This is a genomic window from Candidatus Hinthialibacter antarcticus (genome assembly GCA_030765645.1).
Lineage (GTDB): Bacteria > Hinthialibacterota > Hinthialibacteria > Hinthialibacterales > Hinthialibacteraceae > Hinthialibacter > Hinthialibacter antarcticus.
Genome location: JAVCCE010000058.1, coordinates 26,040 through 48,083 on the forward strand (window position 1 = coordinate 26,040; position 22,044 = coordinate 48,083).

Annotated in this window: 14 protein-coding genes; 7 read left to right on the forward strand and 7 right to left on the reverse strand. The window is 50.5% G+C overall.

Features of this window, described 5'->3' with window-relative positions:
- Positions 1-29 precede the first annotated feature (29 nt).
- Positions 30-1,073 carry a hypothetical protein gene (locus tag P9L94_13860; protein MDP8245165.1) on the forward strand — a complete coding sequence of 348 codons (1,044 nt, stop codon included), beginning with the start codon at positions 30-32 and terminating at the stop codon, positions 1,071-1,073.
- A gap of 462 nt (positions 1,074-1,535) precedes the next feature.
- Here the strand turns inward: P9L94_13860 and P9L94_13865 are convergent, their stop codons facing one another.
- Positions 1,536-2,075, reverse strand: coding sequence for a prepilin-type N-terminal cleavage/methylation domain-containing protein (locus P9L94_13865; protein ID MDP8245166.1), 540 nt, complete (start codon positions 2,073-2,075; stop codon positions 1,536-1,538).
- A 111-nt stretch (positions 2,076-2,186) separates the two neighbouring features.
- On the opposite strand from P9L94_13865, the gene P9L94_13870 reads away from it, so the two are divergent.
- Positions 2,187-3,668: a hypothetical protein gene (locus P9L94_13870; protein MDP8245167.1), complete on the forward strand. Its 1,482-nt coding sequence runs from the start codon at positions 2,187-2,189 to the stop codon at positions 3,666-3,668.
- A gap of 113 nt (positions 3,669-3,781) precedes the next feature.
- Positions 3,782-5,878 carry a carbohydrate binding family 9 domain-containing protein gene (locus tag P9L94_13875; protein MDP8245168.1) on the forward strand — a complete coding sequence of 699 codons (2,097 nt, stop codon included), beginning with the start codon at positions 3,782-3,784 and terminating at the stop codon, positions 5,876-5,878.
- On the opposite strand, the gene P9L94_13880 is transcribed toward P9L94_13875, so the two are convergent.
- On the reverse strand, positions 5,767-6,054 hold the full coding sequence (locus tag P9L94_13880; protein ID MDP8245169.1) for a hypothetical protein: 288 nt from the start codon (positions 6,052-6,054) through the stop codon (positions 5,767-5,769). The two genes, P9L94_13875 and P9L94_13880, sit on opposite strands and share 112 nt — an antisense overlap.
- Positions 6,055-6,209: 155 nt before the next feature.
- Here P9L94_13880 and P9L94_13885 point away from each other — a divergent pair, with 155 nt between their 5' ends.
- Entirely contained in the window at positions 6,210-7,031 is an 822-nt protein-coding gene (locus tag P9L94_13885) for a sugar phosphate isomerase/epimerase family protein (GenBank protein ID MDP8245170.1), read from the forward strand.
- Here the strand turns inward: P9L94_13885 and P9L94_13890 are convergent.
- From P9L94_13890 to P9L94_13900, 3 genes are all read right to left on the reverse strand, one after another.
- Positions 7,015-9,912 (reverse strand): DUF294 nucleotidyltransferase-like domain-containing protein, encoded by a 2,898-nt coding sequence (locus P9L94_13890; protein ID MDP8245171.1) that lies wholly within the window; start codon positions 9,910-9,912, stop codon positions 7,015-7,017. The two genes, P9L94_13885 and P9L94_13890, sit on opposite strands and share 17 nt — an antisense overlap.
- Positions 9,913-10,156: 244 nt before the next feature.
- A complete protein-coding gene (locus P9L94_13895; protein MDP8245172.1) occupies positions 10,157-11,836 on the reverse strand; it encodes a VC_2705 family sodium/solute symporter in 1,680 nt (559 codons plus the stop codon).
- Between the two features lie 32 nt (positions 11,837-11,868).
- The gene (locus P9L94_13900; protein MDP8245173.1) at positions 11,869-12,600 is read right to left on the reverse strand and encodes a DUF4212 domain-containing protein; all 732 of its coding nucleotides are present in this window, start codon (positions 12,598-12,600) and stop codon (positions 11,869-11,871) included.
- 652 nt (positions 12,601-13,252) lie between these two features.
- Between P9L94_13900 and P9L94_13905 the strand changes: the two genes are divergently transcribed.
- Both P9L94_13905 and P9L94_13910 read left to right on the forward strand, forming a co-directional pair.
- Positions 13,253-14,785: a solute:sodium symporter family transporter gene (locus P9L94_13905; protein ID MDP8245174.1), complete on the forward strand. Its 1,533-nt coding sequence runs from the start codon at positions 13,253-13,255 to the stop codon at positions 14,783-14,785.
- A 27-nt stretch (positions 14,786-14,812) separates the two neighbouring features.
- Complete coding sequence (locus P9L94_13910) at positions 14,813-17,587, forward strand: glycoside hydrolase family 2 TIM barrel-domain containing protein (protein MDP8245175.1); 2,775 nt, start codon at positions 14,813-14,815, stop codon at positions 17,585-17,587.
- Between the two features lie 257 nt (positions 17,588-17,844).
- Here P9L94_13910 and P9L94_13915 read toward each other — a convergent pair whose 3' ends face one another.
- Positions 17,845-18,639, reverse strand: a complete 795-nt coding sequence (locus P9L94_13915; protein ID MDP8245176.1) for a LytTR family DNA-binding domain-containing protein — start codon at positions 18,637-18,639, stop codon at positions 17,845-17,847.
- A 69-nt stretch (positions 18,640-18,708) separates the two neighbouring features.
- Complete coding sequence (locus P9L94_13920; protein MDP8245177.1) at positions 18,709-19,860, reverse strand: histidine kinase; 1,152 nt, start codon at positions 19,858-19,860, stop codon at positions 18,709-18,711.
- A gap of 918 nt (positions 19,861-20,778) precedes the next feature.
- On the opposite strand from P9L94_13920, the gene P9L94_13925 reads away from it, so the two are divergent.
- Positions 20,779-21,813: a PocR ligand-binding domain-containing protein gene (locus tag P9L94_13925; GenBank protein MDP8245178.1), complete on the forward strand. Its 1,035-nt coding sequence runs from the start codon at positions 20,779-20,781 to the stop codon at positions 21,811-21,813.
- Positions 21,814-22,044 lie beyond the last annotated feature (231 nt).

Genomic DNA, 22,044 nt, shown 5'->3' on the forward strand with positions numbered 1-22,044 from the left:
GCAGCACTATTAATTCTAGGAGGATATGGATGATGAGAAGAATTCTTGCTGTAGGTTTGTTTTGCTGTTTGGCGGTTTCGGGATTCAGCCAGGATATTGTCGAAGAATTTTTTACAGGGCAAGGCGGAAATTCGCCAATTTCGCTCAACGGCGGACAAAAGTGCGGGCAGCGTTTTACCGCAACCCAGCCGTTTGAAGGCATCGAAGTCAACGGGCCTACCTGGAGCGTCAGCGGCGAAAAGGGCCTGACCATCCGTTTATATGAATGGGCGGGCAGCTATGACGCCACCGTTGCGCAGGCGCCGATCAAAGTGAGCATTCTGGTTGATCTCGCCGACGGCGGCTGGTTCCCGGCCTATGCAGGTTCTGAGTTACCGGCGGGCGAATATTTTTGGGAAGCCTCCGAGCCGACCAACTCGAACCCTGAAGCGGTTGATCCCTATCAGATCGGCTGCTGGTTGTGGAACGAAAGCCGCTACGAAGGCGGCGAAGCCTACTTCAACGGCAAACCCTACGACAACGTGGCTGTCACATGGCTGAGTTGGTACGGCGACGGTCAAGCGGGCGCTTGGACGCCTTTCTCCGTGCCCGATACAGAAGTTGCTACGCTCGCGCAGAGTTTTACCGTCCCGTGGAACTTCCAGGGCGTCGCACTCAACAGCCCAACCTGGAACGGAAGCGGCGCGGGGATGCGCTTGTCGCTCTATGTCTGGGATACGGATTATCAAACCACCATCGCGTCTACCCCCATCGGTCAAACCGTGATCGAAAACCACTCGGATAATTCCCGCGCGGAAATGGTTTTAGAAAACCCCGCGCCGGATGGAAAGTATCTGGTGGTAACCGATATGCCTGAGCGAGGAACGGGAAACATCGGCCATTGGGGCTGGATGGATTCCAGTTGGTGGGATGATGACAATGTTGCGTATTCTGACGGGGTTGAGATCGAGGGCTTCGCGGGCTTTGACTTATACATCGGTGAAATTTCGTCGGAACCCATCGGCAAAGATTTTGCTTCGCGTTCCGTCACGGGCGTTGCGACCCAGGTTTCTACATGGTCGCTTCACAAATAAAATAAATGAACCATGCTCGATAATTACGGGGTGTTGATATCAACGCCCCGTTTTTTTTGATAGCTTCTGGAAGTAAACTCCGCGCCTTTTGGTGATTAATTTAGGTTCATCCGGTAATTGAGTATTTAGTATTGATGGATAGCCATAATTTTAGTTAGGAAAACGTATTCCGGCCTGTCAAAAATCGACAAACCAAATTAGGCATGGATGCAACTCTGGAAGCGCCTGTGCAAAAGGGCCTGGAAGCCCGCACTGAAGCGAGCAGAGTTGTACCCATGCCGCATGCAGCGAAATCTCAATTCAATTTATAAAAAAGTACCCAGTATTCGGAAGAACCTTAATTTAGTTTGATAATTCAGGTTGTGTCATCGCGAGCGTAGCGAAGCGATCTCGTTTTCAACTATTAGATTTGGTGTCCGCAGCGGTTTCAATCACCAGAGGCAATCGCCAAACGCCCGCGCGTTAATACCGTTCGGGGTTCAATCCCGGCGCTGTTTCCAATAAGAGGTCGCCGTCGCTGATTAAGCCATTCGACGCTGCGTATGTTACAAACTTAGTTGAGTTGGGGTAGGCGCCAAACGAGAGCGTGTCGTCTTCCATGTCGGGGCCAAGGCTGGCGAGCGCATAATTTTTGCCTGCGCCTTTTTCCGCCCGGTTGGCTTCGACAAATTCGTAGTAGGGGTGTCCATTCACAAACAAGTCGCGCTGCTTCGGCTGAAATATGTCGATGGGAATCGTAGAGAGGTAGGCGATGGGCGTCGTGAAGCGTCGCCATGCTGCATACCACCCGCCGTCCGCCCACGCGTCGGGCAGACTGCCGCCGGTGTCGAGGCGGTACATTTCAAATGCGGTTTTGCTGGTGTTAAACTCCGACTGGACGCTGCCGATTTTTGCCCGGATTTGCGCGTTTAAAAAATTAGGGACGGCAATCGCCGCCAGAATTCCGATGATGGCGACGACGATTAGCAATTCAATTAGCGTGAAGCCTGTTTTGTTTCTCATGTCCGATCTCCCATAGCAATTTAACGTGAGTGTAGTAGTTTAGAGAATACGCAAGAATTAGTCGAATTGTATTATCAATACATTATGCACACAAATCGTTAGAGGCGAAACATGAAACGACATTTCTTTTATTCGGTCATCTTTTCTTTATTCACGATCAGTGCGGTATTTTCTGTTGCCGCTCCAGACAATCTGTTGCGTGGGCGCATGAACACGCCGCTGCTTAAGGCGGAAGGCGCGATGACAGGCGAAGGCGTTTGTTGGCACGCGGCCTATGACGCAGGCGAGTTTCTTGAGGGATATCGGGAAACCCATGACGTTGAGTATCTCGACGCGGCGGCGAAATATTTTGACGCGCTCATCGCGAAACTTCACGAATCGTCCGACGGATACAAGGGTTGGGTCGGCCCTTATATTTATGATAAAAACTTCATCGGCGACGTCCACATCGGCGACGCGATTCTCATTAACCCCATGCTGGAATTTAGCGAAACGGTGTTGAAAAATTCTGATGCCGCCGTCGTTCAAAAATACCAATCAAAAGCGAATGAGTACCTGCATCTCGCCAAAAAACACTTGATCGAAAAGTGGGACGCGCGCGGGACTTGGCGCGAAGACGGCCCCTACGGCGTCTATGTTTCGTGGGACCAATTTATGACGCCCGACAACCTGACCGAATGGCGCAACCTGAACGTCGATAAATCCACGCTCACGCTGCCCTTCAATAAACAAAACTCAATGGGCATCGCCTGCCTGCGCATCTATCGCATCACTGGCGATGAAGCGTATCGCGAAAAGGCGCTCAAGATTTTTAATTACATGAAAAGCCGAATGTGTCTTTTCGAAGACCACTACGTCTGGAACTATTGGGAACCCTTCGGCGAATGGGACATCGAAGAATTGAAATGGAGCAAACTGCGCCATTGGGTCAACGTGCATCCATATCGTAATTATCAATCAGGCGAAATTCACGAAATCGCCGAGGCCTATCATTCGGGGCTGACATTCACGCAAGAAGACATTCAGCGCATCATTAATACCAACTTGAAAATCATGTGGAACGGCGACAAAGAAAATCCGCAATGGCGAAATTCCAACTACGCCGTTCAGATGGCGGCGCTAGGCGACATCCCCATCAAAAAAGCGCCGGGCGGCCATTTTGAAAACCTCGCCGGGGCCTTATGGACCGGCTTGTTTGATTTTGATGCGGCTGTGCGCGAACTCGCGGGCGCTAAGATTTCAACGCCGCCGAGTTTTGAGAGAAAACACGCCGACCTGCCAGTGACGGAATTGCAGCGCCCGTTTCATAGCAACCAGTATTTCATCATGGCAGCGGCGATGCCCGCTGTCGTTGCTGACGGCCAAACCACAAACATCACCTGCCAAATCCGCGTTGCAGGAAAAGTGAAAATTGAATTGCGCTCATCGGATGGAAAAAAAGTCGTGCAATCATTGCGTGAGGCGCCGGAGAAAAATGACGGCGCCGCGGCCTTAATTTTCCCCTGGAAGATTAGCGATGTCGCTGCGGGCGATTACCGTATTCGATGGACGATGAACGGAGACTATCGCGAGTTTCCTGTTACGGTTCAATAAAACGATTCAATAAATACGTTCCATGCGCTTTTAAAAATGGGCGTTCATCCTGTATGATTTGTGGTGATTGTTTATCGCATCTTTGAAAATTCAACTGTAGGCGCAATCATCTAATGAATTTAGTTATTCATCTGTTTACATACTGGCTGCATTGTTTGAGTTTGCAATCCACGCGCTGTGTCCTCGCGGTGGTTTTCTTGTCGCTTGCGTTGGCGTCCGCTGTGGCGCATGACGACCCCGACGCGGGCGTCCCATCGATGAAAGCCCACAAGACGACGGAAGAGATACGCGTCGACGGCATTCTCGACGAACCTTTCTGGCAGGAGTGCGAAACCTCCGGCGACTTTGTTGATATCCGCACCCAAGACGTAGCCGACCAGCAAACCATCGTTCGCGTTGCGTATACCAAAACCCATCTCTATATATCCTGTGTGTGTCTCGACAACGATATGAGCGAGTTGCACGCCACCGAACGCCGTGAAGACCGCGCGTTTAGCGGCGATGATTTTGTCGAAGTCCACATCGACCCCATGCACAGCCATCGCGCAAAATACGCGTTCTTTACCAACCCGCTGGGGACGCCCTATGACGCCAACGAAGGCCCTTCCGGTCAATTCAATATCGGCTGGACGGCGGAATGGGAACTCGAAGCCAAGATTGAAGAAGACCGCTGGACGTTTGAAATGAGCATCCCGCTGTCGGTGATGAATTTTTCTCAAGCCGACGGTCAAACCTGGGGGCTGAATTTCACCCGCGTCTTGCGCAGCAGCGATGTCACCAGCTTTTGGAGTTATAACCCAACCGATTATTTTAAGCCGCGCCACTTCGGCCATCTGGAAAATTTAGACCTCGCCGACAGCGAGTTTGACCGCAATCTCGAAATCACGCCGTATGTCAGTACGCAGACGGATATCAACGGAGAAACCAGCACCTTGTTTCAATCCGGCATTGATGTGAGTTTTCGCTTGACGCCGTCGATCACCAGCGCTTGGACGCTGAACCCGGACTTCGGGCAAATTGAGGCGGACGCCGACACCATCGAGTTGCGCGACACCGAGCGCTTTCTCCCTGAAAAACGCTTGTTCTTTCGTGAAGGCGAAGAACTGTTGAAGATGCGCAAACAGTTGTACTACAGTCGGCGCTTCACCGATATTGAAGCGGGCGGAAAAGTCAGCGGCGAGTGGAACGACTACAAGTTTTATTTTTTAGACATCCAGGGCGACGTGGTGCATGACGGCTCCTATCATGGAAATTCCAGCGTGTTTCGCGCCATACAAAACATCGGCGAGCGATCCACCATCGGTTATTACGCCAATGCGTCAGAGTTTGACGAAGGCCACTCTCGCGTGGGCGGCGCCGACGGCATCCTTTTTCTGCATGATGATTGGCAATTGCGTTTTCAGGCCGCCGTCGCGGATGAAGAATTGCAAGACCGTCAAGCGGGGATCGAAAAAGACAGCATCGACTATCTCGGCTATTCGTCTCTTCAATTCGAACGCTACCCCTGGGATATCGACATTGGATATGATGTTGTGAGTAAAGAGTTTAATCCGGTGTTGGGTTATATTCCCCGTCAGGATATTTATGGCCCCGTCGCGGCAATCGAATACCGCCATGAGTCTGACGAAAAATGGTATAAAGAATTATCAGTATACGCCGATTCGCAGTTGTATGAAAACGAAGACGGTCAAACCATCCTGCGCGACTTTGCGTTGCAATCCTCCGTGGTCTTCCCAAATGATTTTGGGCTGCGCGCTGGACAATCCATTGACTATCACCACCCCTACGACAACACGCGCACTCGCGCGGGGTTCTCGCTCTTTAGTTCAGATTTTTGGAAGCGCATCGACGTATTGTGGGGCGGCGGCGAATTTGAAGAGACGGACTATAACGAATTGACGTTAGAGAAAAACTTCAAGCCTTTCGAACGCTGGCCGATTCGCTACGAGTTTACCATTCGCTTAGAAGACGACCCGCTCACAGGCGAAGAAACCGTCTGGCTCAACCGCATCGTGTTTGATTATTATTTCACCGACGAGATGTGGATCAAATCGTCGCTGCAACACCGCAACAATAGCGTCGGCAACATCAGCGTGATCTACGGTTGGGAGTTCGTCCACAACGCCCATTGGTACTTGGTGTTCAATAGCGTCAAAGATGAATTTGACACCGACAACAGCGTGTTTACCAAACTGACGTATACGTTTTGACGCGCTGTTTCGTTAATGGCGGTGCTGGGGCCGAAGTTGCAGCCCACCTGCCAGCCGATTTCGCTATACCATTGGTTGGCTTTTTCTGGCGTCCATAGAGCGCTGTCCGCCAGTGCGCTTAGATTGATCCCCATAATTAAAAGTGCGGTCATTCCCATTGCGGCAAGTCGCTTCATTTTATTTCACCTGTTGAAGTTATTTTTTATTGCCAGGCATTATTCTCCGTTTTTTCGCAGAATGATACCCGGCAATTGATTTGAGGGTATTGAAAGCGTATCAATGGATTTTTCCTTGCGTATAATAAAAGCACCTTGATGAACGGCGATTGGGTATGAATGTTTTTGGCTTTAATGTATATGGCAGGCCCGTCGAAGACTGTTTTGATTATGCGCTTCAGCATTCGATTCGCCACTTAGAAATTGATTTGAATGCCGCCCATTCTCAATTACACACATTCACGTTGCCCCGAATCGAGTTGCTCAATCAATTTTCACAGCAAACCGGCATTCGCTATAGTTTTCACGCGGATGTGGATATGAACCTGGCGGGCAATTATTTTTTGCGCAAGCCGCATATTCAAGACGCCAAGCAGTGTCTTGAGATCGCCCATCAAATCAACGCCGCTCACATCACCTGCCATCTCGGCCATTTCAGCGCGTTGAAGCCCTGGTCGTGGCGCCGCAAGCAGATGCTTGAGCAGGCCGCGCGCAGCATCGAAAAAATCTTGCGCGGCTTCGCGAATAGCTCCGTCGTCTTGGCCTTAGAAAACGCGCCTTCAATCTCCGGCGAGCGTGAAGTGCACCATCTTGGCGACTGCCTGGATGATTTCGAATATCTGTTCGGCGTGATTCAATCCGATCAAGTGGGCATGTGCTTAGACGTAGGCCACGCGAATACCAACGATGGCGTGTTGGCTTTTTTGAAACAGTTTGGCTCCCGCATCAGCGCCATTCATTTTCATGATAATAATGGAGAGAACGACGAGCATTTATGCGTATGCGACGGCAGCGTTCCGTGGTTGGATTTTGCGGTTGAATTCAAAAAGCAAAACCAGCAAACGCCGTGTATTTCTGAATGCTTTAAGGTGGAGCCTCATGTCGCCATCGGGCGCTTGAAGGCCATCTTCTCTGAAGCCGCTACGCCGAACCCGTGAAGTCATAACTAATTTTAGATTGCAGGTCGGTGATATGCGAGAAGGCTTTTTTCAGAATGGCGCCGTCGAGATTGCTAAGCGCTTTTGGGTTGATAAAGTTATCGGCTTCGGTGTTTTGGCTGATCTTGATCGCCTGATGTTTTAGCCGCAGTTGCATAAGGAACTCATACGTTTGCACGGCGTTTTCAAAGGCGCTTTCGGTCAGGGCGCCCCTCTCCCGCATCGCGGTCAGGCGCTGAACGGTATGGGTTTCTTGAATCTGGTGTTGCAGGGCGTAGAGCCGGGCGAAGTCAACGATGGGGATCATCGCTTCTTTGATGTCAAAGGTTTCAGGGCGCCCCTCTCGGTTTTGAACGACGATGTTTCCAAATAGTCCCAGCGGCGGCTTCAGCAGAAGCGTGTTCTGTGCGAGGCATTGATAAAACGCCGCTTTGCCGCTTGATGTTGCGTGCAGATGCCGGGTCAGGCGTTGTACCAGTTTTGGCTCGCCATAGAGCAGGCGGTAGTCGAAAAATATCTTTAAATCCAAAAACGCTTGCGGGTCAGGGTTGTGAATCCAGTCGGAAAAATATTGTTCCCAAACGCTGATGGGTTGCAGCCATTTGGGGTTCATGGCCATCACGCCGCCTTTGCAGAGGGTGTAGCCGCACTGGTCTAAATTCATGCAAACGGTTTTTGCCACGGCGCTGAGATAGGCCTGGACGGATTCAGCCTGGCTTTCGTCAACGTCTTCATAAATGATGGCGTTGTCCTGGTCGGTGATGAGAGTCTGCTCGCCGCGCCCTTCGCTGCCAAGCGCGATGAAGGCGAACGCGACCGGCGGCGGGCCGCATTCTTCGATGGCGAGATGAATGGCGCGTTGCGCAATTTCATCGGCGATGTTCGTAATCAGGCGGGTCATGCTTTGCGCGCGCGCGCCGCTTTCAAGCAGCGCCTGAATGCTCGCCGTCAATTGTTCGCGGCATTCGTTTAAGTCAATCGCCGAGGAGGCCGCGCGTATCGTTTGTATGAGAAGCGCGGGCGAATGGCTGTGGGCAAACAGCAGTTCATGGTCTGTGATGACGCCTTGAATCTCGCCGTTTGATTGCCGGATGGGGATGTGGCGAATTTTATTCTCCGCCATTAATAGCGCGGCTTCAAATAACAAGGCTTGCTCGTTGAGCGTAATCAGGGGCGAACTCATGATCTCAAACGCTGGGCGGTCTAAGTCAATCTCTCCCTTGAGTACGCGCGCGTTGATGTCGTGTTCGGTAATGATTCCGACCGCTTGGCCTTCGTCGGACTCAACCAAGACGGCGCTGGATTTGTTTTTATTCATAAGTGAAATCACAATATGAATTGGCTGTTCCATGCGGCATGAAACCCGTTTGGCGGATGATTGCGTCACCGGCTGCATCAAGTGGTGTTGTGAGGTTTGCATGTCAGCCAGCAGGCGGCTTTTTTGGTTGTCCGCGTTTTTTTGCTTGGTCTTATCTTCAATCACGCCCATGAACATGCGGGAGTAGGCGTTTGCGTTCGATGCCGCCGCAGACAGCGAGGCGTGGACCAATGCGCCGTCTTTACATTGCAGGCGAATGTCGGTGTAGCGGGCGCATCCATCGTGGTTGAGTGAATGAAGAAATTGGTGGTAAGCGCTTTCATCCGCAAATATCGCGCGCAGAGAAACCGCCGCCAGTTCGGCTTCGCTCTCATACCCCAGAAGCGCCAGCAGCGCAGAATTGGCTTTGGTGAAGCGCGGGTTTTTATCAAGCGTTGAAAGAAAAATGGCGATGTCGAGCCGTTCCGTCATGGCTTGGTAGTGTATGTCGGCTTGCCCGTTTTCAATTTCGTTGTCGCTGGGCTGGTGCGCGTCTTTAACGATTAATAACACCGCCTGCTTGTAGGCGAACACGACTTTGGACGCAGAGAGTAAAACCTCAATTGGCTCGCCGTCTTTTGTGATGAGATGGCAAGGGTGTTGCGGCGGGACGTCGCTGTCTGAGAGAAAATCTTCCCAGTAGGATTGCGTAAAAAACGCCTCGTCAAATAATTGTTCGAGAGAGAGGCCCTCAAACTCGTTGGCGTCATACCCCAGCATGTCTTGCGCTTTTTGGTTGGAATAAAACGCCTCATTGTTGGCCAGTATGATGAAGCCTTCGGTCGAGGCTTCGACCAGCGTCTTGTATTTTTCGCGAGACGCCCGCAGTTCGTTTTCCGCGTGGACGCGCTGAATTTCAATGTTTGAACTTTGCCAGGCGATGAATGTCAGCAGCAACGAAACCAATGCCGTAATGCCGAATGAGATGAAAATGAGATGGTTGGTGATTGCGCCGATTTCTTCTTTAACGTCTTCAATGTAGATGCCGGTGCCGATGATCCATCCCCACGGCTCAAATTGTTTCACGAACGAAAGTTTGGGTACGATGCGGCTTTGGTCGTCTTTCCATTGCCACATATAATCGACGAACCCCTCACCGTTTTGTTTTACCACATTGACAAATTCAACAAACATGCGCTTGCCCGTCGGGTCTTCATAATCGGTCAGGCTTTGATTGTTTAAGTCGGGCAAGTAGGGGTGGACCACCATGCGCGGTTCCATGTCGGTGATCCAAAAATAGTCTTTGCCCTCATAGCCATATCGCAGAAACTGGATGCGGGCGATGGCGCGTTGTTGCGCTTCTGCACGGGTGAGTTTGCCGTCGCGCTCTTCGGTTTCTAATTCAGCGAGAACGCTCCACGCCGAGTAGGTCAACTCGCGAATCATCTCGCGTTTGCGTTCGAGGATGGAGTCTTCAAAAAAGGGGACCAATAGAAAAAACAAAATGGCGACAAATAAAACAATCGTCAGCAGCGATGGAAGAATGATGCGGAAGAAGAAGCCCCGGTTCGTGATGTATCTCATGGCGTTGCCATTAGCCCTTGTCGTGGCATTGCGCGGGTGTGGAACGACCGAAACAAGGGGAGGGCGAGGCTCCCGCCGAGCCGCAAAGACGCGAAATGCTTTCACGCAATTCTGGCTCATTCGCAATGACGCATATTTTTTTGCTGCTTATAGATTACATGAGTCGGATCGAAGAACAAGCATAAAAACAACCGCCCCTCCTCTGAGAACAGAAGAAGGGCGGAATCATCAACAAGGATTAATCTTAATAGCCGTGAACTTTTTTGGCGAGGAACTCTTTGATCTCAATCGGCGTATTTCGCCCCGTGGCAATCGAGACCAGGATGTTGGCGATAATGGCCAGCGGTGCGCCCAACCATGCGAAGTACCAGGCGTTGAGGTAGTAAGTCACCATCTCATGCGCGGGCAGCGTAACGTTGTATTTTCCGCAGACGAAATAAACCAGCGCGATCATCGAGACGGCGCTGCCTGTGAGCAATCCCGCCCACGCTCCGGCGCGGTTGGAGCCGCTCCACCAGATGCCCAACAAAAATAGCGGGAAGATGGTGCAGCCCGCCAGCGAAAACGCCAGCGCAACCAGCTGGGCGATCAGGCCCAGTTTCATCAGCGCAACAATCGTGACCGCAATCGCCATCAGGACGGTGCCGAGACGCGCCATAAACATCTGGGTGCGTTCGGTCGCTTGCGGGTTAATCACTTTGAAATACAAATCGTGCGAGAAGGCCGATGCGCCTGCAACCAGCAGGCCGGAGACAGTAGAGAACGCAGCCGAGACCGCGCCCGCCGCGAGAAGCCCTATGACTAGCGGGTATACATCGCCCAACTGCGCGGTGTATACCACGATGGCGTCTTTGGCTAACACGCCGACTTCGGGGTTGGCGGAAAGGATTTTACCAAATGCGGAATAAACCGGTGCGCTCCAATAGAGAAGCGAAATAAAGAACAGGCCCCATACCACCGACCAACGCGCGTCTTTTGCGCGGGGGACGACGTAAAAGCGCTGAATGACGTGCGGCAGCCCGGCGGTTCCGATCATCAATGAGAAGCAAATCGCCATCCATTGAAACGAGGTCTGCCCGGTGGCCGGGTCCCACGGCATGGCGAATTCGGCTGATGGAAGAATGCCAAACTCATGCCCCATCACGTTGGCTAACCCGTTGGGTTCAACCCCGGCGACGATGTCGGAGACCACTGCGCCGTAGCCCAGTTGCGGCAGAATCGCCATGTAGCCGTATTCGTTACACAAAATAAACAGCGGAATCATAAACGAAATAATGATGATGACATACTGAATCTGCATGTTCTTGGTGACGCCCAACATGCCCGAGATCAGCGTGTAGGCCAACACCACCGAACTGCCGACGATGACTGCGAGGGCGTAGTCGATGCCGAGAATCCACTTGAACATCAGGCCGATGCCCGCGAACTGGCCGACGCAATAGGAAAACGAAATGAAGATCGCCAGACACGCGCCGAAGGCGCGCAGCCCCTGCGAGTAATAACGGTCGCCGATGAAGTCCGCCGCCGTGTATTTCCCAAAGCGGCGAATCTGCCCCGCCATCAAAACCAATAGCAGAACATACCCGCCCGTCCAACCCACGACGTATGAAAGGCCGTGATAGCCGGAACCATACATGATGGCGGCCATGCCGAGAAACGACGCCGCGCTCATCCAGTTAGAGGCGATGGCCATGCCCGCGCCGATGGGCGAAATCTTGCGGCCCGCCGCCCAATAGGCTGAGGTGTCTTTGGCGCGGTGGAAAATGCCGACCATGATAAATGTCGCCAGCAGAATAATAAGAATAATCGCCGGGCCGAGTTTGAACTTGCCTTCGAGCTCGGTGGCGCTGGTGATTTGCGCAAACGCGCTTTGATTAAACGCGAGAATGATCGTAAACAGTGTGATTGAGATCAGTCGTGTCATTGTTGTTCTCCCCTTTAGAATTGTGGCTGTCATTATTCATCCTCGAAGTTGTACTTGGTGTTGAGCCGGTCGGTGATGGTGGCAAAAATCAAACAGAGAACAACAAATAGGATGAGCAGAAACTGCGCGGTATACCAATAATGAAAAGGGAAGCCGAGAAAACGAAAATCGGTCAACGCGCTTTGGTTATGGATCAAATACAGTTCCATAATTTCTGGAACCTGGCTGCTGACGGCGCCCTCTTCAGTCGGCGCTAACGCAAACGCTAGAAAGTCAGCCCGCAGCGAGTCAAAACCGGTGCTTTCGAGGCCAATCGCTTGAACGGCGAGGGCGACCGCTTGCGGCTTGGTGTCCGGGTTGGCTAGATTGGCGAGATAGCCCGCTTTTTGGTCGGCTGCAATCAGGCTGAGAACGATTTTGCTGACGGAATCTTGCAATACTTCTTTGTGGTCAGGCTTAAGGGCGATGTTTTTGCCCAAGGCCGATAAGGCGGCTTTGGCGAAATCTTGTTTTTCACTTTGACTGGCGCTGGCGTTTTCGATGTTCGGCCAGACAGTCTCAAAGGCCGTATAACTGGGTTCCGGCGTGGGTTGGTTCATCGCGATCAGCAAAAACTGAAAACCAAACACCGCGACCGCCCAAACCACCACCATGATGACCACCATTCTCATGTTGGCGCGTGAATGGTCGGTTTTGGGAAAGAAAAAATTGACGTCGTGTTCGCTTGCTTCGCGCCCTGCATTTTGAGTCGGCTGTTGAGACATTCCGTTTCCTCCTGCGTAATGTGAAATCAAAGCAATTCAGTTAAACTCGCAGATACACATATATATTGACGCATCTCCATTGAGGTGCGTTGGTGATTTATTCTCGCATTGAACTCGTCGAATCCAAGAGCATCTGATGCTTAATGCAACGTATTGAATGTCTCACTTAAATCAAAGCAATCAAAATAAAACGTGTTAGAAATGGGGCTTTTGTCATTCTTATATATACATAGAAACCTTTGAAGTGCAATCAAGAATTAAGATAATCCCCAGTCAAAAAAAAACACTCGCAAGTCGTTTGTGAGAACAGTGTTAGTTATATAAATCGCGATGTTAGCATATTTGCGCTTTACTGTATACTGATGATCCTTCAAGGATGATACGAACTTTTATTTCGCGAGGAAGTATAAGTAAGAGCCATCCATTGCTTGATCCCCCCAGGTGTTACAAGTCCAAAAACATTATGATATTTGCCCCCCTTAAAAAAAGGGGGGTGGCGCCATAGGCGCCGGGGGGATGAGATTGGGTTTTCAACAATAACTAATATGTCATACATAAAAATTGGTAATCATATTTTCGTTTCATCTTGTTTTTGACGCAGTTTTATAGTCCAATACAACCATAATCCTCATAAAAGAAACGTACGGCATCCATGCAACTGAACACGATTGATATCCTCGTTTTTCTCACATTCTTCATCATCGTTGTTGGCGTCAGCCTCTTTAAAAGCCGCCACGAAAAAAACAGCGAAGACTATTTTCTCGCAGGCCGCGGCCTCAGCTGGTGGATGATCGGCATCTCGATTGTCGCCGCCAATCTCTCCACCGAACAATTCGTCGGCATGGCGGGGCAGGGCGCGGGCGGCGTGGGGCTGGCGGTCAGTTCGTGGCAACTGGTCGGCGCAGTTGGCATCGTTCTGGTCGCGTTTACGTTTTTGCCGCGCTTTCTCCGCAGCGGCATCTACACCATGCCGGAATATTTAGAATACCGCTACAACAACACATGCCGCGCGATTATGGCGGTGTATACCGTGGTGGTGTATGTCACGGTGTTGGTTACCGCTGTGTTATATTCGGGCGGGCTGACGCTGGCGACGATATTTGATCTTGATCTCACTCTTTCCGTTTGGATTATCGGGATGCTCGCGGTGATGTATTCGGCCTGGGGCGGGCTAAAAGCCGTCGCCTGGGCGGACGTTTTTCTCGGCAGCGCCCTCTTATTGGGCGGCTGCGTCACCTTATGGCTTGGATTGCGCGAAGTCGGCGGCCTGGGCCAGTTCATGCAAGACAACGCCGATAAACTACACATGGTTTGGCCTTCCGACCACCCGGACCTCCCCTGGACGGGCATCGTCGCCGGGATGTGGATACCCACGCTGTATTATTGCGGACTCAATCAATTTATCGTACAACGCACCCTTGCCGCCAAGAGCCTCAAAGAAGGCCAGTTGGGCATCGTCTTCGCCGCGTCGTTGTGGTTGCTGGTGCCGTTCGCGATCGTGGTTCCTGGAATCATCTCGTACCAGTTATACGGCGCTCAACTCGAAACGCCCGACCAAGCCTATCCGATGTTGATTCGCAATCTGGTTCCCGATGGTATGCGCGGGCTGATGTTCGCCGCGATTGCGGGCGCGGTGGTCAGTTCGCTGGCGTCGATGTTGAACTCGGCCTCCACCATCTTCACCATGGATTTATACAAACGCTATGTCGGCCCCGACGCAGCCCAAAAAACACTGGTGACGATTGGGCGGGTGATGACGCTCGCTTTTGTGGTGGTGGGCTGTGTGCTCGCGCCGTATTTGGCTGACCCACGTTTTGAGGGCGTGTTTAATTTTATCCAGGAGTTTCAAGGCTATGTTTCGCCGGGCGTTTTGGCGGCGTTTGTGTTTGGCTTCGCGGTGAAAAAAGCGCCGCCGCTGGCGGGCGTGACTGCGTTGTTGCTGAGCGCGCCGCTTTATGGATTGCTGCAATGGCAGATCAACGACGTGCATTATCTCATTCGCATGTGCATCACGTTTTTCGTCGTCATCTTTGTGATGTCGGCAATCACTCTGGCAAATCCGCTGGCTCAGCCGCGCGTTATGCCAGTGAAAGCCGACTTTGATATGACTTCGTCCGGCCTGGCAAAAGTGCTGAGCGGTTTTGTGATCGCTGCTGTGATTGTGTTCTTTATCGTATTTCGCTAATCCGGTTTGACAATCAGGAGAATGACTATGAAGCGCTTCATTACTAGCCTGCTCATACTATGCACCGTATCTCTCGCTTACGCATCGAATGAAATTGATCTTGCAGGGCGTTGGCGTTTTCAACTCGATCCTGAAAATATTGGAACCAGCAGCCAGAATTGGCAACTTCAAACGCTCACGCAAAGCGTTCGCTTGCCGGGTTCGCTGCAAGAACAAGGCTACGGCGAGGCGCCGCGCAAGGATTCAAACTGGACAACGGGAATCGGTCTCAAGTTGCTCGACGATTCGCGCTTTGCTGAGTATGTCGAAGCTGACGAGTTTCAAAGCCCATTTTGGCTGACGCCCGAACGCCTCTATGTGGGCGCCGCGTGGTATCAGCGCGATATCCAGACGCCAAAGAATTGGGACGGCAAACGCATCGTTCTTTTTTTAGAGCGCCCACATTGGCAAACCAGCGTCTGGATTGACGGCAAAGGCGCGGGATCGCAAGACAGCCTGGGCGTTCCCCATGAATACGACATTACCGAATTCATCATCCCTGGAAAAAAACAGCAGCTCACCATCCGCGTCGATAACGGCTATGTGGTTCCGGTGGGTAAAGATGCGCATAGCATTTCTGACCAGACCCAATCAAACTGGAACGGCCTCGCAGGCGCAATCAAACTTATCGCCGGCCCGCGCATTTGGTTTGATGATGTTCAAATTTACCCTGACCTCGACCGCAACCAGATTGATGTTCAAATTAAACTCGGCAACGCCACCGGGCAATCAGGCCAGGGCGAACTCTCACTCTCAACGAAGAACGCAACCGCTCGCTCGCATCCCGTCAAATGGAACGCCGAAAACGGCGCCGTCAATCTCACATATAACATGGGGGACGACTGGCAGGCGTGGAGCGAATATAGCCCTGTCCTCAATACATTGCATCTTTCTCTCAAGCAGAACGGCGCGGCGCTGGCGCAACGCGACGTGCAATTCGGGATGCGTGAATTGGGCATCAAGGGCAAGCAGTTCACCATCAATGGCACCCCGATTTTTATTCGCGGAACCTTGGAATGCGCCATCTTTCCTGAACACGGCTATCCGCCAACGGAGGTAAAAGAATGGAAGCGTTTGATTGGCATCGCCAAGTCGCACGGCTTGAACCATTTTCGCTTTCATTCGTGGTGCCCTCCCCAGGCGGCGTTTCAAGCGGCGGATGAAGAGGGCTTTTACATTCAGGCCGAAGGCTCTTGTTGGGCGTCGTTCGGCGATGGTACGGAACTAGACGAATGGATTTATCTCGAATGCGACCGCATGTTGAAAACCTACGGCAACCATCCCTCGTTTTTATTTATGTCGCCCAGCAACGAACCCGGCGGAAAAAACCGCGATGCGTTTTTGGGCAAGTTGGTGAATTACCTCAAACAAAAAGACCCGCGCCGCTATTTCGCCGCCGGGGCGGGCTGGCCCAATATCCCTGAGAACCAATACAGCATTCAATACGCGACCCGATTGCAAAATTGGAAGACGCTCAAATTCGATCAACCGCCGCAAACCTGGGACGACTATCGCGACTATGTGAACGACCTTCCTATCCCCACCATTGGTCACGAAATCGGGCAGTGGTGCGTATACCCTGACCTCAGCGAAGCGGGCCAATACAAGGGCGTATTAAAGGCGAAAAATATTGAGGTGTTTCGCGATAAATTACAAAAAGCGGGCATGTTGCATCTAGCGGACGATTTCTTGATGGCGTCGGGCAAGTTCCACACGCTGCTTTACAAACAAGAGATCGAGGCCGCGCTGCGTACGCCGGGCTATGCGGGCTTTCAGTTGCTCGACCTGCATGATTTCCCCGGGCAGGGCACAGCTCCCGTCGGGGTATTGAATGCGCTCTGGAACGAGAAGGGCTATGTGAGCGGCGATGAGTATAGCCGCTTCTGTAACGATGTGGTCCCGCTGGCGCGTATGAAAAAACGCATCTTCACCAACGATGAATATTTTAACGCGGCAATCGACGCCGCCAATTATCGCGATAGCGACTTGAGCGATATTAACGTCCACTATGAACTCGTCAGCGAGTCGGGGCAGTCTATCTTTGACGGCGAGCGCCTCGCGCCGCAAATCTCCGCTGGCGGATTAACCCGCCTCGCAGAAATCGCCTGCCCGCTCGATCAAATTCATCAAGCCGAAAAATTAACCCTTACCATTTCGTTTGAGGGGACGCCCTACAAAAACTCATGGGAAATTTGGGTGTATCCAAAAGATGTTGCCGTCGATCCCAAAGGCGTCGTGTTGACCCAAGACTGGCGCGAAGCGCTTGCGGAACTGCAATCCGGCGGCAACGTGGTGCTGGTTCCCAAAAGCGATGAAGTCGCTAGCAATACGTTAGGCCGCTTCCGTCCCATTTTTTGGAACCGCATTACTTTCCCTCAACAAAAAGAACACACAGTCGGGTCATTGATCCGTAACCACCACCCGGCGTTGGAGGGCTTCCCTACAGACGCCTATAACAATTGGCAGTGGCAAGACCTGCTCGATTCGTCGAAGCCGATTATTTTAGATTCGCTGCCCGAACCATACTTCCCCATTATGCAACCGATTGACGATTGGAATGATTGCCAAAAACTGGGCGTGTTGTTCGAGGCCAAAGTTGCGAAGGGAAACCTGTTGGTTTGTTCGATGGATGTCGTGAATGATCTCGAAAGCCGCGTGGTTGCGCGGCAGTTGCGTTCGAGCCTGCTTCACTATGCTGCGGGCAAGAAGTTTAGCCCGGAATTTGAACTGGCGGAGGAAACGGTTCGCAGCCTGTTTCAGTAAGCGGCGAAAAATTTAAAATAGTTCATCCGGTAAGTGAGTCCCTACATTGACGGATGGACATGATTTAGGTTAAGAAAACCTATTCCTGCATACCAAAAATTGATAAACCAAATATAGGCATGGATGCAACTCTGGGAGCGTCTGTGCATAAGGGCCTGAAAGCCCGCACTGAAGCGAGCAGAGTTGTACCCATGCCATACACAGCGAAATCTCAATTCAATTGATTAAAATAAAGTATCCAATTTACGGAAGAACCTTTAAAATTGAGATTGGATGGCCCGGTTAAGTTTCTCTTTATACTTTCGGCCCATGCCCAGTTTTTTGCCGTCGCGTAACACCACGATGTAGTCATGCCCGTCGGGTTGGATTTCTTGAATATGGTCAATGTTGATAATCGCTGACCGGTGAATGCGCAAAAACGATTGCGGGTCGAGTTTGGCTTCAAGGTTCGTCATGGTTTCACGTAATAGATGCGCCTCATTGTTGGTGTGCACTTCGACATAGTTTCCCGCCGCTTCGACCCAGTCGATTTCACTGACTTGTAGAAAAAAGATGCGTGACGTCGTCCGAATCGCCAAGCGCGTGATGTGCTTAGGGGTGAGTTGTATCTCTTGCATCACTTGCAGCAGCCTGTCTGATTGTGCGCCTTCTTGCTGCTTTTCAATAAAACCAAGAACTCGCTTTAACGCGCTGTTGAAGCGCTTGGGCGGGTATGGCTTCAATAAATAATCAAACGCGTGTTTTTCAAACGCTTCAATAGCGTATTGGTCATACGCGGTGACGAAAATAACGAAGGGCATCTCCGCCGCGCCAATGGCGTTAATCACTTCAAGGCCGTCCATCACCGGCATTTGAATGTCTAAAAAAACCAGCGACGGCTTATGTTGCAAAATGGCTTCGGTCGCTTCCATCCCGTTTGAACATTCCGCCGCGACCTTAACTTCAGGGAACGCTTTGAGCGAAGTGAGAATCGTCCGGCGCGCCAGCGCTTCATCATCAACGATCAGGGCTTTATAGTGGTTGCCAGAATACTGTGCGGATTGAGTTTTCATAACGGTGTCTATCGCTGGGCCCCTGCCTGCGGCAGGCAGGCTACGGGCGCGAATATTTTTTTCAACGCTCTAATGGGCTGGTTCATGGTTGTTTGATGTTTGTATGGGTTCGGTGTGGTAGGGAATCCGAATCATGATTTCCGTTTCGCCGTCTGCGTTTTTGTTCATTTGAAACGAATGCGATTCGCCATATAAAAATTGCAGGCGCTTTCGGGTGTTCGTCAGCCCGACGCCTTCGCTCGATTGTAATTCATCCAGCGAGCATGAACCACTGTCTTGAATCACAAACTCAATTTCATCGCCGTTGCGCTGCGCCCGAATACGGATGACGCCCCCGTCTGCTTCTTTTGAAATGCCGTGCCGGATGGCGTTTTCAACGATGGGCTGCAATAAGAATGTTGGCGTTAGCGCAGAATCTAATTTGGGGTCAATCGCTTTTTCCACCCGAAGCCGGTCCGAGAAACGAATGGTTTGAATGGCAAGATAATTGTCGAGAAATAAAAACTCATCGCGCAGCGGCGCTTCGTGTTGGTCGTGAGATTTCAGCGTATGCCGGAACATTTCGCTTAAATTTGTTATCATATTGTCGGCGGCGCTCATGTTGTCTTGCAACTGTTCCGGTTTGACCTGTTCGCGCAGCAGCGACGAGATTGAGTTGAGCGTGTTAAACAAAAAATGAGGCTGCAATTGCATTTGCAGCGAATTGAGATGGGCCTGCGCCAGCTGCGTCTCTAACTGGCTGGAGTGTATCTCTCTTTCCCGCAGAACATGGTAATACTGCAACGAAAAAACAAACGCGAGGATGAAGCCAAAAATCATATATTCAATAAACAGCCGGGGCGAAAAAATTGCGCGGACAACCAACTCTTGGAAGGTGTCAATCCTGCGCCAATCGGTGCGGCCAAGATTGAAAATATATTCGAAAAGCAATGACTTAATCACAACAACGACCGTTGCGGCAATCAAAATCACAAAGATGCATTTCCCTATTTTTTTTTGAAATGAAAATTGAGTATTGATCAACCAGACCGCAACCGGGACGGTGAGCGCCCAGGAGTTCCACCCCAAAAAACTAAACCAAAAATCTTGCAATACATTCGGAGTTTTGCCGTAAAAACTATCGCGAAACGCCTCCATCGTTGTGGTGGCGCAGGCGATCAGCGTGAAAAAAATCACAACAACGATGGTGTTGTACAGAACGCTGTTGCGGGGGCGGTTCATGGGGCTGGTTTCCAAAGTCATGTTCTCGAGTTAAATTCCCGTGGTTATTGATAACAACGTAAGACGGACTAAGTGAAAAGCATAGTTGTATGAAATTCATCCGGCTCTGTTATTTTGATAAAATTCAGGGATGAGTCGCTTGTTTTAGAGGCAAAGCGCATATCCGTTCGTCTTATCTCTGTTGATTGAATAATTATTCATTTATAATTCAGCCAGGTGAAGTAGAATGACTTCTATTGGCTTTTTTGCATTGAAAAAAACGGCGGAAAGATTGGGAGGTCATATCTTCAATAGATAGTCCTGGGATCTTTCCGCCACACCAACATACCTGAATAACAGAGTAGTGCAGTCATTTTTTAATGACCGTAATAATGTGATAAGTGTTTCATTCAAGTGTTTAAACTGCATTATCGTGTGATGAGTTGTTACTCAGCATGGCTTCTTCATTTCTTCTATGCTTCAGCCCTGTTATTGTTGGTCCATCCGGTAAGTGAGTTCTTGTATTGATGGATGACCATGATTTTGATTCAGAAACAGGCTCCGGTATTTCATAAAGTGACAAACCAATCCGGCTTGGGTGCCATTGACTTAAGACTCGTAGCCCAGGCTTTTAGCCCCCCTTATTTAAGGGGGGACGGCGCTGAAAGCGCCAGGGGGGATTCGGGCGCAATGAGTTGTACCCATGCCACATACAGCGAAATCTCAATTCAATGTATAAAAAAGTATCCAATTTACGGAAAAACCTTATTGTTGAAACGCCTCGGTGAATTGCCGGGTTCAGTTTAAAGAGTCGAGCCCTGTCTATCATTTGTAAAATCAATGACTTGAGGAAAGTTGAGTGATTTAATCTGTTTTTTGAGGTGCATTCGACTATAATTAATACACGATTTTACGATGCAATTTATCTTCAGGGGAAACATGGGACGAGCAATCCAGGCCAGCGAAATAGAATCGGCAACATGCCCGGTTATCGACATTGATTTAATCATTAATGCGTCGATGACGCTGCAAAATATGATTCAACTGTTTCGCGATTCAACTGGGTTAGACCTGTTTTTGGTTCTCAAAAACCAAGACGATGAATTTGAAGAGCAAGGTCTGCTTCAGGATGTCTGCAAACCGGATTTCTGTAGTTTAATGCAGCACAGCCCTAAAGGCCACGATCACTGTAAAACCTCACACGAGACGATGTGCCGCCAGTCGGTTTCGGAAAACCGCCCGATGTTAAAATTGTGCCACTCGGGTCTCGTCACAATTCATTACCCCATTTCGCTCAGCAATGGCGTGACGGGAGACATTCAAACAACATGCGCCATTGAACATGGGGCCCGTGAATCGTTTTCAAAACAAGCGCAAGAAATCGCCCATGAATATGGGTTAGAAAAAGACGATGTCGAACAGTCCATTGATGCCATGCGGATTTTATCGAAAAAGAAAATCCAGAATGTGATGAATTGGCTGGAATTAGTTGTTGATTACCTCTGCGAATCTTCAAATAAAAATTCGCCCGTTCAGCCTGACGAAACGGCGCCGACTAAAAGCGAAAACATCATTCAATGCTCGTCTGTTGAATACCAAATCCGAAGCGAAATCGCCCGTACGGTTTCCTTGCCGGTTTGGCGTTCTAACCGCAGTACCGGGGCAACCGCTGAAGTGATGGAGCTGGTTCAAGACTACGTGTTAACACACTATTCAAAAGACTTGTCCGCCAAAATCATGGCGCAAGCCTTAGGGTATGACCCCGGTTATTTTTCTAAAAAATTCAAAGAACACACAAGCGATTCATTTGTGAAGTTTGTCGGGCGAATCCGCCTGCAAAAAGCCAAAGAAATGCTACAGGACCCGTTCATCACGCTGGTTGACGTATCGGAGCGCTGTGGATTCTCAGACCCTGCTTATTTTTCCAATGTCTTCAAGAAAGAATTCGGCGTTTCTCCCTCCCGACTCCGGTAATTTTCAGTCATTTATATAAAAGTCCATGTTTCCCCTCGGCGATGATCCTGGAAATTCACTCGAATATCTCTGATTCCTCGAGAATTCACAAGGTTTCCCTATTTATTACAAGCTTTTTAGTATTGAAGTCTGCCTTCATAACAGGAATAATCCCTAATGTACTCCAATGTAGCTAATTAGTTATATTTTGATCATTTGATTGATTTTGGGATTGGCTACTTACTCTTCACA